The organism is Blastopirellula sp. J2-11 (genome assembly GCF_024584705.1).
Taxonomy (GTDB): Bacteria; Planctomycetota; Planctomycetia; order Pirellulales; family Pirellulaceae; genus Blastopirellula.
Map to the genome: position 1 here is coordinate 5,359,633 of NZ_CP097384.1, position 14,371 is coordinate 5,374,003.

General features: G+C 57.7%; 13 protein-coding genes. 10 read left to right on the top strand and 3 right to left on the bottom strand.

Annotated features, from left to right (window positions below):
- Nucleotides 1–95: 95 nt before the first annotated feature.
- From M4951_RS21135 to M4951_RS21155, 5 genes are all read left to right on the top strand, one after another.
- Nucleotides 96–2,354 carry an FAD-dependent oxidoreductase gene (locus M4951_RS21135; RefSeq protein WP_262026949.1) on the top strand — a complete coding sequence of 753 codons (2,259 nt, stop codon included), beginning with the start codon at nt 96–98 and terminating at the stop codon, nt 2,352–2,354.
- On the top strand, nt 2,355–4,043 hold the full coding sequence (locus M4951_RS21140; protein ID WP_262023607.1) for an FMN-binding protein: 1,689 nt from the start codon (nt 2,355–2,357) through the stop codon (nt 4,041–4,043). It abuts the gene before it with no gap.
- 24 nt (nt 4,044–4,067) lie between these two features.
- Nucleotides 4,068–4,364: a hypothetical protein gene (locus M4951_RS21145; RefSeq protein ID WP_262023608.1), complete on the top strand. Its 297-nt coding sequence runs from the start codon at nt 4,068–4,070 to the stop codon at nt 4,362–4,364.
- A gap of 170 nt (nt 4,365–4,534) precedes the next feature.
- Nucleotides 4,535–4,720 carry a hypothetical protein gene (locus M4951_RS21150; protein WP_262023609.1) on the top strand — a complete coding sequence of 62 codons (186 nt, stop codon included), beginning with the start codon at nt 4,535–4,537 and terminating at the stop codon, nt 4,718–4,720.
- 106 nt (nt 4,721–4,826) lie between these two features.
- Nucleotides 4,827–5,345, top strand: a complete 519-nt coding sequence (locus M4951_RS21155) for a PH domain-containing protein (RefSeq protein WP_262023610.1) — start codon at nt 4,827–4,829, stop codon at nt 5,343–5,345.
- Between the two features lie 22 nt (nt 5,346–5,367).
- On the opposite strand, the gene M4951_RS21160 is transcribed toward M4951_RS21155, so the two are convergent.
- Nucleotides 5,368–5,850 carry a metallophosphoesterase family protein gene (locus tag M4951_RS21160; protein WP_262023611.1) on the bottom strand — a complete coding sequence of 161 codons (483 nt, stop codon included), beginning with the start codon at nt 5,848–5,850 and terminating at the stop codon, nt 5,368–5,370.
- A gap of 37 nt (nt 5,851–5,887) precedes the next feature.
- Here M4951_RS21160 and M4951_RS21165 point away from each other — a divergent pair, with 37 nt between their 5' ends.
- Nucleotides 5,888–6,670, top strand: coding sequence for a lysophospholipid acyltransferase family protein (locus M4951_RS21165; RefSeq protein WP_262023612.1), 783 nt, complete (start codon nt 5,888–5,890; stop codon nt 6,668–6,670).
- A gap of 7 nt (nt 6,671–6,677) precedes the next feature.
- On the opposite strand, the gene M4951_RS21170 is transcribed toward M4951_RS21165, so the two are convergent.
- Entirely contained in the window at nt 6,678–7,802 is a 1,125-nt protein-coding gene (locus tag M4951_RS21170; protein WP_262023613.1) for an ATP-grasp domain-containing protein, read from the bottom strand.
- 281 nt (nt 7,803–8,083) lie between these two features.
- Here M4951_RS21170 and M4951_RS21175 point away from each other — a divergent pair, with 281 nt between their 5' ends.
- The 4 genes from M4951_RS21175 to M4951_RS21190 all read left to right on the top strand — a co-directional run bounded on the left by M4951_RS21175 (nt 8,084) and on the right by M4951_RS21190 (nt 11,986).
- Nucleotides 8,084–9,820: a VWA domain-containing protein gene (locus M4951_RS21175; protein WP_262023614.1), complete on the top strand. Its 1,737-nt coding sequence runs from the start codon at nt 8,084–8,086 to the stop codon at nt 9,818–9,820.
- A 290-nt stretch (nt 9,821–10,110) separates the two neighbouring features.
- Nucleotides 10,111–10,608, top strand: coding sequence for a formaldehyde-activating enzyme (gene fae / locus M4951_RS21180; RefSeq protein ID WP_262023615.1), 498 nt, complete (start codon nt 10,111–10,113; stop codon nt 10,606–10,608).
- A 92-nt stretch (nt 10,609–10,700) separates the two neighbouring features.
- Nucleotides 10,701–11,567, top strand: a complete 867-nt coding sequence (locus M4951_RS21185) for an NADP-dependent methylenetetrahydromethanopterin/methylenetetrahydrofolate dehydrogenase (protein ID WP_262023616.1) — start codon at nt 10,701–10,703, stop codon at nt 11,565–11,567.
- Nucleotides 11,568–11,725: 158 nt separating this feature from the next.
- On the top strand, nt 11,726–11,986 hold the full coding sequence (locus tag M4951_RS21190) for a hypothetical protein (protein WP_262023617.1): 261 nt from the start codon (nt 11,726–11,728) through the stop codon (nt 11,984–11,986).
- A gap of 666 nt (nt 11,987–12,652) precedes the next feature.
- Here M4951_RS21190 and M4951_RS21195 read toward each other — a convergent pair.
- A complete protein-coding gene (locus M4951_RS21195; protein ID WP_262023618.1) occupies nt 12,653–14,323 on the bottom strand; it encodes an outer membrane protein assembly factor in 1,671 nt (556 codons plus the stop codon).
- Between the last annotated feature and the right edge of the window lie 48 nt (nt 14,324–14,371).

Genomic DNA, 14,371 nt, shown 5'->3' on the forward strand with positions numbered 1-14,371 from the left:
ATTCGTTCCTAAGGTCTGTTTAATGACGGCCTAAGCGATACCGCTAATCCCGCCTTTCTCCCCCCCTTTCATCTGGAGCATCCGTCGTGCGCCGACTGCTACCCGCACTCTTATTGTTCGCATGTGTCGCCCCCGTATTCGGCCAATCGGTATTGATCGAGGCCGAGAGCTTTGATCAACGCGGCGGCTGGAAACTCGACACGCAGTTCATTCGCGAAATGGGTTCACCCTATATGCTCGCGCATGGGCTCGGCACGCCGGTCGCCGACGCGACGGCGAAGATCACCTTTCCCGAGACCGGCGAATACAAAGTCTTCGTGCGCACGAAAGACTGGGTCGCTCGTTGGAACGCTCCCGGCACGCCTGGTCGTTTTCAACTGCTGGTCAATGACCAACCGCTAAGCGAAACCTTCGGAACCCAAGGCGCCGAATGGGCTTGGCAAGCTGGCGGAACAGTCAAAATTGACGCGAAAGAAGTCGAACTGAAATTGCACGACCTGACCGGTTTTGATGGCCGCTGCGATGCGATCTTCTTTACGAAAGAAGATGCATCGCCTCCGAATGAGAGCGCCATCCTTCCGGCTTGGCGCAGTCGTTTGCTGGGCCTTAAAGAAAAACCGACCGAGAAGAGCGGGTACGATCTGGTGGTGGTCGGCGGCGGATACGCCGGAATGGGCGCCGCTTTGTCAGCGGCTCGCATGGGCTGTAAAGTCGCGTTGATTCAAGATCGGCCTGTTCTGGGCGGCAACGGTTCGAGCGAAGTTCGCGTCTGGGCGATGGGCAACATTCGTCGCGGCAAGTTCCCCCGTGTCGGTGAGATTATCGAAGAGTTCGCCGACCAGGCCAAAAAATCGCCCGGCACGTACGAAGAGTTTGGAGATGAAAAGAAAGAAGCGGTCGTTCGCGCCGAACCGAATATCGACCTCTTCCTGAATCATCACGCCTATCAAGTCGACATGGACGGCGAAAAGAAGATCGCCGGCGTCTATGCCTTTGATACGCGAACCAGCGAACAAAAACGATTTACCGGCAAGCTATATGTCGACTGCACCGGACATGGCACGATCGGATTTTTGGCCGGCGCTGACTTTGACATGGCCGAAAAAGGGCGCATGGGAATGAGCAACATGTGGGCCTGGGACGAAGCGGACAAGCCGCGTGAATTTCCGGCGACTCCTTGGGCGCTCGACCTAACGATGAAAGACTTCCCTTATCCGCGCGATCATCATGGGCAATGGTTCTGGGAAAGCGGGTTCGACAAAGATGCGCTCGGCGACGCCGAAGGAATCCGCGACTGGAATCTGCGCGCCGTCTATGGCGCGTTCAACGCGATGAAAAACAAAGATGGCGCCGACAAACATGAACCCGCGTTTCTGACTTGGGTCGCCTATGTCGGTGGTCCGCGTGAATCTCGTCTCCTGCGAGGCGACGTCGTGCTGAACCAAAACGACATCATCAGCAAGCGTGAGTTCTCAGACGGCTGCGTACCGAGCACCTGGTCGATTGATCTTCACTACCCGAAGAAGCAGTTTGCCGAAAAGTTCCCCGACAACCCGTTCATCTCGATCGCGGTCCACGATCAACGGGTCGATCGCAACTTTGGCTATCCAGTTCCTTACCGCTGTTTCTACTCACGCAACATCGACAATCTCTTCATGGCCGGCCGCTGTATCAGCGTCGATCACGAAGCCCTCGGTACTGTCCGCGTGATGAAGACTTGCGGCATGATGGGCGAAGTGGTCGGCAAAGCGGCCAGCATCTGCGCCACGTATGACTGCACGCCGCGCGAAGTCTACGAACGTTACTGGCCCGAGATGGACACGTTGCTCAAACTGCCGGGCAAAGCCCATCGCGCTGAGTTGGACGATGAAATTGAAATCCCCGACGACATTCCAGCGCTCGCCGGCCCCAATGGTCCGCCGACGGGACTTGATCCCAACAAGCTGGCCGGCACAGTCGTCGATGACGCCGAAGCGGAACGAATCGGCAACTGGACAGTCGGCACCGGGCTGAAGGGCTATGTCGGCTATGGCTACCTTTACACCTCCGGCAATAGCGGCGGAGCGGTTCGCTTCGCGGTCGAAGCCCCGGAAGCTGGCGTCTATGACGTTCGGTTCGCGTACCAGCCGCACGAAAACCGCGGCAAGACCGTTCCGGTGATGGTGGAAACGAAAAGCGATCGCTTGGAAGTAAAGATCAACCAGCAAAAAGATCCGCCGATCGAAGGTGGTTTCATCTCGCTGGGCGAGTTGCAACTCGACAAGGGCGAAGTGGTCACCATCGTCGTCGCAACGGCCGGCGCCGGCGGAACCGTCCATGCCGACGCCGTTCAGCTTGTGCCTGCCAAGAAGTAAATGTCTGAGCCGCAAAAGCGACGCCCAGCTTGGCGACCTTTCGTCCACGCCGGGCGCGTGCTGATCTTAGTTGCGATCGCGCTGATCATTCACTTGGCGGCGACGCTTCATGCGCCTGCCCACGACGGGCCGGCGCCGGTACTAGACATCGCGATCGTCCAAAAGCTCTTTCCTGCCGCCGATCACGTTGTAGATGACGGCACGGTGAAAGACGCCGCCGATGCAACGCTCGGCCGCGTCCAACAAACGTCCCCCATCGGCGACAAAGCGATCGGCTTCTCAGGTCCGACCAACGTGCTGATCGGTTTTTCGCCCGACGAAAAAATCATCGGGCTGGCGATCCTTGCGAGCCGCGACACGCGCGAACATGCCCGCGAAGTGGAGCGTCACGATTCGTTCCTGCATAGTCTTGACGGCCTGACCCGCGACGAAGCGATCCGCCAATCTGACGTCGACGCCGTCTCAGGGGCGACGCTAACCAGCCTGGCGATGATCGAAGCGGTCCAGCGCCGACTCGGCGGCGGCCAACAATCGCTGAAGTTTCCGGACTTGCCAAAGCTGGATGTCGTTCGCAAGCTGTTTCCCGCCGCCGAATCGCTCGAACCGGACGAGTTCTATCCGTCGCTGCTGATCGTCAAAAACGGGGACGCGACACCGCTGGGTAAGATTCTGCGGACATCGCCGGCAGCCGACAATCTAGTCGGCTATCAAGGTCCGACCGAGATGCTGATAGGTTTGGACAACGAGGACATCATCATCGGCATGGCGCTAGTCCGCAGCTATGACAATGAGCCGTACGTCGACTACGTTCGCGAAGACGACTACTTTTTGAATTTACTGAATGGACAATCGATTTACGCTTTGCCCGAAACCGATCTTCGTGAACTGCAAATCGAAGGAGTCTCCGGCGCGACCATGACCAGCCAAACGGCGGCGACCGGCGCATATTACGCGGCGGATGAAATGCTGCAGTCGTACTTGGCGGTGGGCAAAGCGGATGAGAAAGACCAGATTCGTCTGCACGAGCGCGACTACAAAACGATCGCCGTCGTGGTCATCGGCGTGCTGCTGGCGTTTAGTCCTTGGCGCGGCAATCCGTGGGCGCGGATTCCGTTTCAGATCGTCGTCTTCGTTTATCTCGGCTTCGCCAACGGCGACTTTGTATCCCAAGCGTTGTTGGTCGGTTGGGCGCAAAACGGCGTCCCCTGGAAGTCAGCCCTCGGGCTGGTGCTGTTAGTCGGCGCGGCGGTGGCGCTGCCGATCTTTACCCGCACCAACGTTTATTGCAGTCATCTTTGTCCGCACGGCGTCGTGCAGCAATGGACCAAGCGGCGGATTCGATGGCAGTGGAAACCGTCGAAACGGCTCCTCCCCTGGCTCAAAGCGATCCCCAGCGTATTGCTAGCGTGGGTCGTATTGGTCGCGGCGGCTCGCTGGTCGTTTAGCCTGGTCGATATCGAGCCGTTTGACGCCTATGTATGGCATATCGCCGGTTGGGGAACCATCGGCATTGCGATCGTCGGACTGGTCGCGTCGCTCTTCACGCCGATGGCCTATTGCCGCTTTGGTTGCCCGACTGGCGCGCTGCTCGACTACGTTCGCTACAATGGGAAGAGCGAATTCTGGACGCGGCGCGATTGGGTCGCCGTAGGCCTGTTGGCGCTGGGCGCGGTTGCGCTGTTGCTCTAAACCAAGCGAACTCAGGAGGGTTACGTGGCGCGCAAAGGAGGCGATTGGCCGTTGCATGCGATCTATCTCGGCGTGATCTTGCTATTGGCCGGCGTCACGCTGAAGTCGGTCGAGTCATTCACACTGACCCCCACGGCGACGCGACTGTTATCACGACACGCTGGACCTTCGACAGAAACTACCGAAGGGGCGCTGCAAAGCATGATTGTCGAGAACACCGACCAGCGCCACATGATTCGCCCTCGCAGTTGGATCGGCTGGGGCTTGTTGTCAGCAGGCGCGGTTCTGGTAGTGCATGGGATCATTTTGAAAGTGAAATGATCGCAGCACGCATTTTCGCCATCGGGTCTTGCGCAATTTGCGGATTGAGCGGATTGCTCGCCGTTCGTTTACTTGGTTTTTGCGTTGCAAGGGATCCCTCTCGACAATTTCTCTACGAAAATCACGAATATCCAGAGAGAACAACAAGAGAAACGCACCAGGGAGAACCCATGAATCCACTTTCACTTCTGCTGATTATTGTCGGCGGCGTCATTCAGATGCTCGGCGTCATCTTTTGTATCGTCAACGCAGGCGATGCCGGAATCAACATGCCGCTATTGATCGGCGTGCTCGTCGTCGGATCGATGTTTGAGACCGGCGCGGTCTTCTGGCACATCTTGCAGAAGCGCATTTGATCGCCGCAGAGACTGAAAATCTACTGGTCGGTCCCGGGGCTCGTCTGATAGACTAGGCGAAGTTAATACAGCGCTTCCCTATCCTGCTTGCCTAGAAAGATTGCCGATGTCCCAGGCCATCGCCGGAGTCGCTCCCAGCGCCGGATCGGAAACCAGCGTCATGACGGTCTGGCCGTCAAACGGAGCATCGGGGCTAGGGCGTTTGCTCGGCCGCTTGTACGAAATCGACCAAGGGGTCCGCTTTGTCACCGTCGGCAATCTGCTGGCTTTGGCGACCAGTCCAATCGGCGCCGCGATCTATTTGTGGCACGCAGCGCCCGGCGTCGGTACGCACTATCGGTTGACGAACCGCCGCGTGATCATCGAGAAAGGGCTCAGCGGCAAGCCGGATCGCTGGGTCGATCTTGATCGCTTCAATCGGATCGAGATTGAAGTCCGTCCGGGACAAGCGTGGTACCACGCCGGCGACATGATCTTCTTTCTCGACAATATCGAGACCTTCCGTCTGAAAGGGGTCAGCCGCCCCGAAACGTTTCGCTCGGCCTGCATGAAAGCCCACCAGACGTATGTCGGCGTGCGAGAAGCGCTGCAGCGCGAAGTCGATCGTGCGCGGGCAAAGACCTAAAAAGCTCACCATCCGGCGAAGCCTACACCGGCACGATGTTCACTTCTAACTCTGGCAAGTCGACAATCGCAATCGTGTGACGACTGGCGCGAAACAAGGCCCCGGGATTCAGCACGCGCGTCTCACCAACCAGATAGTTGGCGGCCTGATGCGTATGTCCATGACAAACCAGATCAAAATCGCCGGAATGAATGGTCGATTCGAGCCGATCTTCGTCGTGACCATGAAGAAACGCGATTTTCCGGTCGGCGATCGCCAGTTGGCCAAACATTCCGCAAAAAGTTTGCCCTGCTGATTCGATTTTTTCTTGGAGATACTCGGGGTCGCGGTCCACGTTCCCCAGGACGTAATGTGTCGGCCATTTGGTGAAAAGTTCGATAATTGCGGCTCCACCGATATCGCCACAATGGATCACCTGAGCGACCTCAAACGACTCCAACATGCGAATTGCCGCACGAGTGAACTCGACCTGACCGTGCGTATCGCTCACAATTCCTATCTGCATCTTCGTTCCTGTCCCTGTTCGAATCGGAAACGCCGCGTTGATACGCGACATCATCTCAGCAATATTTTTGATCTCGATCCTGGCGATCCCGGTCATCTGGTGGCTAGCCGGCTGGTCGCGGCGCGTTTATACGTTTCCGCGATACATCCTCGCTTGCATCAACATTGTCTTCTCCAAATGTTGGTGGCGAACATCAATTCCTCCTAATTTGCCTGTTCCGATCGACAAGGGCGCCGTCTTGATCGCTAACCATCGTAGCAGCGCCGATCCGTTTTTCATTCAAGTTGCTGCGCATCGCGTCGTCCACTGGATGGTCGCGAGAGAGTATGTTGAGCACCCCGCTCTGGCATGGTTCCTGCGACAATCGGGCGCTATCGGGGCCAATCGCGGAGGTCGCGACACCAAAGCGATCCGCCATGCGATCGAGTTGTTGAAGGCGGGAGAGTTGGTCGGCGTATTGCCAGAGGGGCGAATCAACATGACCGATCAGCTGTTGCTGCCGGTTCGCCCCGGCGCCGCGATGATCGCGCAACATGCTGGCGTGCCGATCGTGCCGATCTATATCATCGGAGCACCGTACGACCGGACGCCGCAAAGCGCCTTCATGATGCGAGCCCGAGTAATCGTCAAGATTGGCGAACCGATCGATACGTCGACCGGTACGCCGCAAGAGCTGATGGAACAAGCGACACGCGAAATCGCTCGCCTGGCCGAAGTAGACGACTTTCAACCGCAGCACGCCGGTCGCAACTGGAAACCGACCAGCGCCGATCTGAAAGAAGCGCTCGCAACCGCCGAGCAGCGCAAACGGAGAAGCTAACTCCGGTTCACTTTTCCGACGACAGCCGCTGCAGCATCTGCTTGGCCCCATTGCGCAGCCGGTTCGATACGACGCCCAGTTCGGCTGCAGAGCCAAGCAACGTCAACAAAGGCGCTGACCGTGGAATGAGGACGCCTGGCATCGGGATGTCGGCGATTTTGAGCGACATCTCCGCCGCCGTTTGCTGCAAGATCCCTTCGAGCGATTCCGTCCAGGCGACATCGCATGGTGCGTACAGATACCGCTTGCCGCCTATTGCGGGGGCCGATGATTTCCGATCCGGCCCCTCCTTCCTCCATTCAGGCAGCCACGCCGACAGATGCAAACGCATCGCATCGATCGGCAACAGTTCCATCCCGGCGGTAAAACGCGGGTTGATCTCTAGCGGCCATAATTCGTCGCCGCGAATGATCAAGTCAACGCCGAACAGACCTTGCAGCGATGTGGTTTCGACCAGGAAATCGGCCAACGACTGAAGCTGTTGTTGCTGCGACGGCGACAGTTGGACCGGCCCAATCGAACCGGCATATTGAAATGGCTGCGGCGTCTTCCATTTTCGCCCGATCAATTGCCGCATAACGCCCAGGCATTGGGCTTTTCCTGCGATCGCGACAAACGCGGCGCCAAAACAGCGGCCAGGGACAAATCGTTGGTAGACGACATCCACGTTTGGCGCCGACTGCGCGCAATCGCGGATGTGCAACCCGCCTGCTGAACTTCGCGGCTTGGAGATCCAGCGATCCGCCGCGGGAGGTTCGACCTGCGTCTCGGGAAATCGAAAGCCGGCGGCCAACAGTCGCGATTGGAGCAACAACGGATCACGAATCGCCGGCAGAGCAGGGGCGTCAACACCCAAGAGAGGGCGGATCTCGGCGGCGGCGGCGACGACATCGGGATGATTTTCGAGCCCCCCGACATACATCCAATGGGTCGCATCGGTCGTCGCCAGCCACGCGGGAATATCGTGGGGATAGTGGTCCAGTTGGCTGGTGGGAGCCATTAGCCGGAGGTCGGCGTCGGCGAATTGATCCGCCGCGACGACAGCGACGCCGCTGCGCCGCAAACAAGCGACTGCGGCGCGACAACTAGATCCCACAACGGCGATGCGTAAAGGAGTGGGAAGAGGAGTCATGGGAGGCTCACGACGATTTTTGCGATTTTTTTTCTCTGCGGCGGCCTGCCGAAAGATTTCGAGCTATGGTTTCCATTGGGCAAGGACACTGGATTCATTTCGACTGGCTTTTCTATTTCCCATTGCTGCGGAAGGCGTTCGCCTGCCGTTCCTATATCGCGACGTACCCGCACGAAGCGGCTCGAAGCCCAAACTCTCCCCACCAATTTGTCCATGATACCCGCGTCAGCGCCAACCTGTCGGCTGCTGCGCCCATTCGCCCAACCACTAGGAGAGTCGAAATGTCGTCGCGTCGTAGAGATCGAGAAAAACCATACTCCGTACATCCTGCGCCTCGGCGCGGGGTGATCGTCGTGCTAGCCGCCGTGTTGATGATCGTGATGATGGGCTTCATGGCGCTCAGCGTAGATGTGGGCTACATGTTCACGATGCAATCGCAATTACAACGATCGGTCGATTCCGCTGCGCTGGCCGGCGCCGGAACGTTGATCGAAGGGGAAGATATCGCTACCGGCACAGTGCACGAATACCTGACGCACAACCCTGTCGGTCTGCAATGGAAAGAATTTACCGAGGGAAACACCGCTGACAACGTCGATAAATTTCTGACAAAGTACGGCGACGGCTTGCAGTTAACGATCGGCGAGTGGAACGACGCCGAGGGACAAGTGGTCACCGCCGAGAAGAATCCCACGACGGTCAGTGTCCGCATGACCTACGAAAATATGCCGTTCTTTTTTGGGCATTTGCTCGGACGCGACTCGTTTGACATCACCGCCGAATCGATCGCGACTTATCAATCTCGCGACATCATGCTCGTGCTTGACCTTTCAGGCTCCATGAATGATGACAGCGAATTCAATTCGATCGGAAAATTGGGGTTCGATCATATCTATAGCAACTCTCAGCAGATGTACGCCGATCTTGGATCGCCCGCCTTTGGAGAGCTGCAGTTTGATCCGAACTACGCCGTGGTCAACGGGCCGACGCCGCAGTCCGGCGGCCAGGCGAATTCATCCGTCACCTATCGCGGCAAATCGATTGTCGTGAAGTCTGATAAAACGATCAAGCAAGTCCGCGTAAGGACCAGCAACGGATCGACCTACAACTACAACCCCGGTTCGTCACTCAACTATACGGCCAATCCCAATCAAGAGATTCGCTACGTCTGGGTGACCAGCGGCAAGAACCCGGACAATTCTGACCAGGTGCAGTCGTTTGATTTCGACGGTCAACGAACCAATACGATCCGCACGGCGTTGGGACTCAATAACACCGCCTATCCCTATCCAGGCGGAAGCTGGAACGACTACATCAACTATTGCCTGGGGACGGGTCAAAATAATAACGCCGGCTATCGTTATCGCTTCGGCTACTTCAACTGGATCAATTATTTACTGGAGCGTCAGTATTCGTCGTATTCGACGCCCGATTTGTGGAAAGCCAGCGCCCAACCGATCACCGCGGTGAAGAACTCGGTGGATCTGTTCGTTCACTTCATGCAAGAAGGGGATGGAAGAGACCGAATTGGTCTAGCTGTTTACAATGCCCCAGACGGTGATGGCCTGCTCGAATCAACGTTGACCGAGAACCTGCCGTTTATCATGACCCAGTCACGGCAGCGCCAGGCCGGGCACTATCACAACTACACCAATATCGGTGGTGGGATGACCGTGGCTCGTGAGGAGCTGCAAGCTCGGGGGCGCAAGGGCGCCGTGAAAATGATGGTGCTGCTGACCGACGGTCAAGCGAACTGGGTCAACGGAGGCGTCAACAATAACGCCGCCAAAAATTACGTCCTGAACGAAGCCTATCTCTGTGCTGATCAAGACTTTACGATCATCACAATCAGTCTTGGCGCCGGAGCCGACAAAGCGTTGATGGATCAGGTCGCCGAAATCACCGGCGGAGTCCACTTCAATGTTCCCGGCGGTCAAACCGTCGATGAATATTCAGAGGATTTGACCGATATCTTCCGCCAGGTTGCTGGCCACCGTCCCCTAAAACTGGTGAAGTAGCGATCACCGGCCCACCTTTGATTTTATCCCACCTGTTGCTGGACCGCCGCGTGGCATCTGCCCCGCGGCGGTCTTTTCTTTGCGTGCCGCTCCCCGTTACGCTTCCATGGTTGCAATCGCGTGTGGGTTTGATAAGTTTTGCACTACGGCAATCGCCCCGACCCGATGCGTTTCGCGCTCTTTTTTTCGCGACATTGCGCTGCTAGGGCTGCCGCCCCGATAGCCTTTCCCCGAGCGGTCGCCCCCTTCGGGACGCTCCATCCAATTTTCACTTCCGGGAGAAACTACGCATGTCGATGTTCATTGGCGAAGCGCTCGCCGGCGATGGTAACGAAATCGCCCACATTGATCTCATGATCGGTTCCAAAACCGGTCCCGTCGGCGCCGCGTTCGCCAGCGCCCTATCGACCCAAACCGCTGGCCACTCGAACTTGCTGGCCGTGCTCGAACCGAATCTGCTGGTCAAACCGGCGACGGTCACGATCACCAAGGTCACCATCAAAGGCGCCAAGCAAGCGACCCAGATGTTTGGCCCGGCCCAAGCGGCTGTCGCCAAAGCGGTCGCTGATTCGGTCGAAGCTGGTATTATCCCGAAAGATCAGTGCGAAGATCTCGTGATTGTTTGCGGCGTCTTCATTCACTGGGAAGCGGACGACGACAAGAAAATCTTCGAGTACAACTACGAAGCCACCAAGGCGGCGATCGCCGGCGCCATGGGCGGCAAACCGACTATCGACGAAGTCTTGGCCGGCAAAGAAAAAGCGGCCCACCCGTTCCGCGGCTTCTAAGTCGCCAGACGACGCTTTTGCTCTTTCGACAACTTCAGAAAACCGTCCTTCCCGGGCGGTTTTCTTTTTTGCCCACTTCGTGAGTTCTGCGCATGTCGACCTCCAAAGTTTTATTGCAGCTTGATCCTGACCCGCAAATCAGCACCTTCGACAGCGTTGTCGCCGTTGACTCCGGCGTCGATCAACTCTTTCGACACGGCGCAGTCAGCGCCGCGCAAGTTCGTGATCTAGTCTACGGCTTGATCTTTACGCGCTCGCCGGCCGAGTTGAAAAACTCGGCGATCTTCATCGGCGGCAGCGACGTGGCGCAGGCCGAAACGTTGCTGTCGGCTGCCGTCGGCAGCTTCTTCGGACCGATGCGCGTCTCGATCTTATTTGATCCCAACGGCGCCAACACCACCGCCGCAGCAGCCGTCTTGGCCGCCGGCAGACATCTTCAACTAGCCGGGGCCGAGACTCTCGTCTTGGCGGGAACCGGTCCGGTAGGACAACGGGCGGCGCGACTCTTGGCCCGGCAAGGCGCGCATGTGCGTATCGCCTCGCGGCGACTTGAAAAAGCGACCAACGTCTGCGAGAGCCTGCAAGCCGATGTCGCGGAAGGCGCCTTCCAACCGTTCGCCGTCAGCGATGACGAAAGCCTACAAGCGGCCCTGCGCGGCGTCGCCGTCGTGATCGCCGCCGGCGCCGCTAACGTGCAACTCGCTGGTCAAGAAACCTTGCGACAAGCGGCTGACCTACAAGTATTGATTGATCTGAACGCCGCCCCACCGGTCGGTTTAGCAGGCGTCGATCCAATGGACAAAGCCGAGAATCGCGATGGGCGAATCTGCTATGGCGCCATCGGCGTCGGCGGAACCAAAATGAAAATCCATAAGCGAGCGCTGGCGCGGCTGTTTGAACAAAACGATTGGGTTCTGAACGCCGAAGAAGTCTACGCAATCGGGCGGACGCTCGAGTAACTGAGCCCGGCATAATCGGCAAGATCGCTACCATCTGACCTGACTGACGAAAATCGGGAAGACGCGGCGAGCATCGATCAGCCGACAACGTTACGATTGCCGATGCAGAGGAAAGTTGCACCAGCGCAACATTTTCTATCGCAGCAAGGCCGCTTCCTATGATTCGCACCCTCTTGGCATCTCTGACGCTTAGCATCGCTATGGTTGCGATCAGCCAGGCTGCTCCGCCGTCGTATTTGATCCTGACTCCGCAGAAGTCCAACGCCGCTCCGTACTACGGCCACTATTACCAGGGCTACGGCTATTCGGTCAGCACGCCGGCTTACAGTTACGGCTATTTCGGCGCCTGTTCGGCGCGCGACACATGGTCAGGTCACACCGGCTATCACAAAGAATACTTCGAGTGGCGAACGTACTAACGCCGAGTCGGAACGGTAGTTCACAACGCAGGTTTTAAAGGCGCCCTGTTGAGACGGTTGGGCTAACCGTTTCTCTTCGTAGCCCGAATTGCAAGCTTTGAAGTTGCGATATTTCGAATCAATCGAACACTAGCCCGCCAGCGAGGGAATACGGTTGGCGATCCTAACACGGTTTGAAGTGGCGAGCCGCATTCCCTCGCTGGCGCTGGCGGGCTAGTGTGACGATTTCCGGTTGATTCTGGCCGTATTAACGTCCTTCATTTATGTTCGATCGTTCGTGAATTGCAAATAGCGCAACTCCAAAAAGCGCGAGCGAGGGAAATGTGGTCAGAGAATCCAATGCGGCTCGAAGTAAATCGCTGTTCAGTAAGCAAAACCAATAGTCGCCTTACGCTCCGGCTTCTCCCCCAAGATGAACCGCACGGCGTTAGCCGCGGTTTCTTGTCTTCAATTTTCCGTCGTCAATGAGTTCCTGTCAGAAACCGCGGCTAATGCATTGCGGCTGACGCCAATACAGGGACGCCATGTCTCACCGTCTTCGCTTCCCCGTTTCTATCGTGGGAAGATCAAAATGGATCAGCTAGTAGGAACGCTTGACGAGCAACACAGTCGCTCGCGCAACGCGCTATCAAGAGAGGTTGACGCCTAAGAGTCGTCAGGCAACTGCTACCGAGCGTAACCGATGAAGAAGCTGAAGACCTGCGTGCGGTCTGTGTCGGCCTTGTTCACTGGGAACGCGAAGTCGAGCGCGATCGGCGCCTGACCCAGCGCCGGAACGGAAACGCGAAGACCGAAGCCGGGAGCAACTTCAAATTCGTCGGCGACAAATTTTGTCGACTCTTGCACCGTACCGAAGTCGGTGAAGATCACCCCTTTCAGCATATCGTCGGCGGTGATCGGAAAGGTATACTCAACCGAGCCCAAGACGCGGAATGGACCGCCGGTATAAACGCCTCCTTGCACTGGGCCGATGCCGCGGAAGTCAAAACCACGCAGCGTCGAGTAACCGCCCGCAAAGTAATTCTCGAAGATCGGCGTATCCGAACCAGCGAACCCAGCACGACCTGAAATACCGAGCGTATGTCGTCCCGATCCATCTGGACGTTCTCGCAATAAAAAGTAGCGACGCATATCGACTTCGGCACGCGGGAAACTGTAGCTGCCGAAGGCTTGTTCAAAGCTGAACTCGATCAGGTGACCTTCGGTCGGTGCAAACGCTTGATCGCGCGTGTCGTGCGTGACCGTCAACTGGCCGCTAAACAGATCATGCGTGCCGAGGGCGTCATTCAATTCGGTCGAGCCGTTCAACCGGGGATCCGAGATGTCGACGTTTTCCATGCGAATGTTGGCGCCGACCGACAAGTCCGGGGTCAAGCGATAGCCAAAACCGACGCGACCGCCAACACGGTTTTCGTTCCAATCGCGATAGATGCGATCAAAGTAATAGGCGCTCAGGTTCATGCTGACGTTGCTGCGAAACAAGTAGGGCTCGGTAAACGTCGCCATGTATCGCTGCACTTGGGTGCCCGGCAATGCTTCCAACCGGAAACCCTGCCCTGCCCCGCGAAACGCACGTCCATTCCAGACGTCATCCCAACTGGTCGGAACCGCCGAGTAGTCAAAGTTTCGTTCATCAACGACGATCGACCCCGTCACGCCAGCGTCGGAGTTCACGCCGACGCCAAACTGAAAGCGACCGGTCTGCGCTTCTTGAGCATTGACCAAAATGTCGGCGGTCCGTCCTGGGATATATTGTTGCCGACCGGGATCGTACATCGGGTTCGGCCCGACGATCGCATCCGGACCAAGCGGCGGGCTATACATCGGAGCACCGCCGAGAGGACGTCCCAGCGGCTGGATCGAAGCAGGCGGCGGCAATTGCTGCTGTTGCACATAGCCGTTGTTCACCGCTTGCTGATAAGCGTTTGGATTGTAGGGCGCGGCGCCGACTACGCTCGACTGCGGATACGGGTTCGCTTGCGGTGCGGCAGTGTAATTACCTGGCGGAACGTTCTGCCCGGCGGCGGGCGCCTGCGGCAGCGGAGGCGTTTCGTACTGGACCTGTTGAACCGGCTGTCCCGACGCGGGCATTCCCCCACGGTACTGGCTGTCATTGCCAGGCGAAGCTTGTCGCGGCGCACCGCTATCGGCCGCGAGCGGCGCATCCTGAGCGCGCACAATCGGCGGCTTGGCCGCGGCGACAAGCGTACGATCCGCAGGTCCGGCCGAGAACGTCGATGGGAGGGCCGCGACGTGAGCGCCAGGCGTTGTGCAGCCGATCATCATGATGATGGCCGATAACAGCATCAGGCTTTTTAGTTTACAGCTGTCTCGCACGAACGAATCCTTCTCGACCGGGGGGAGGTCGCCTCAATCAATGTCGCA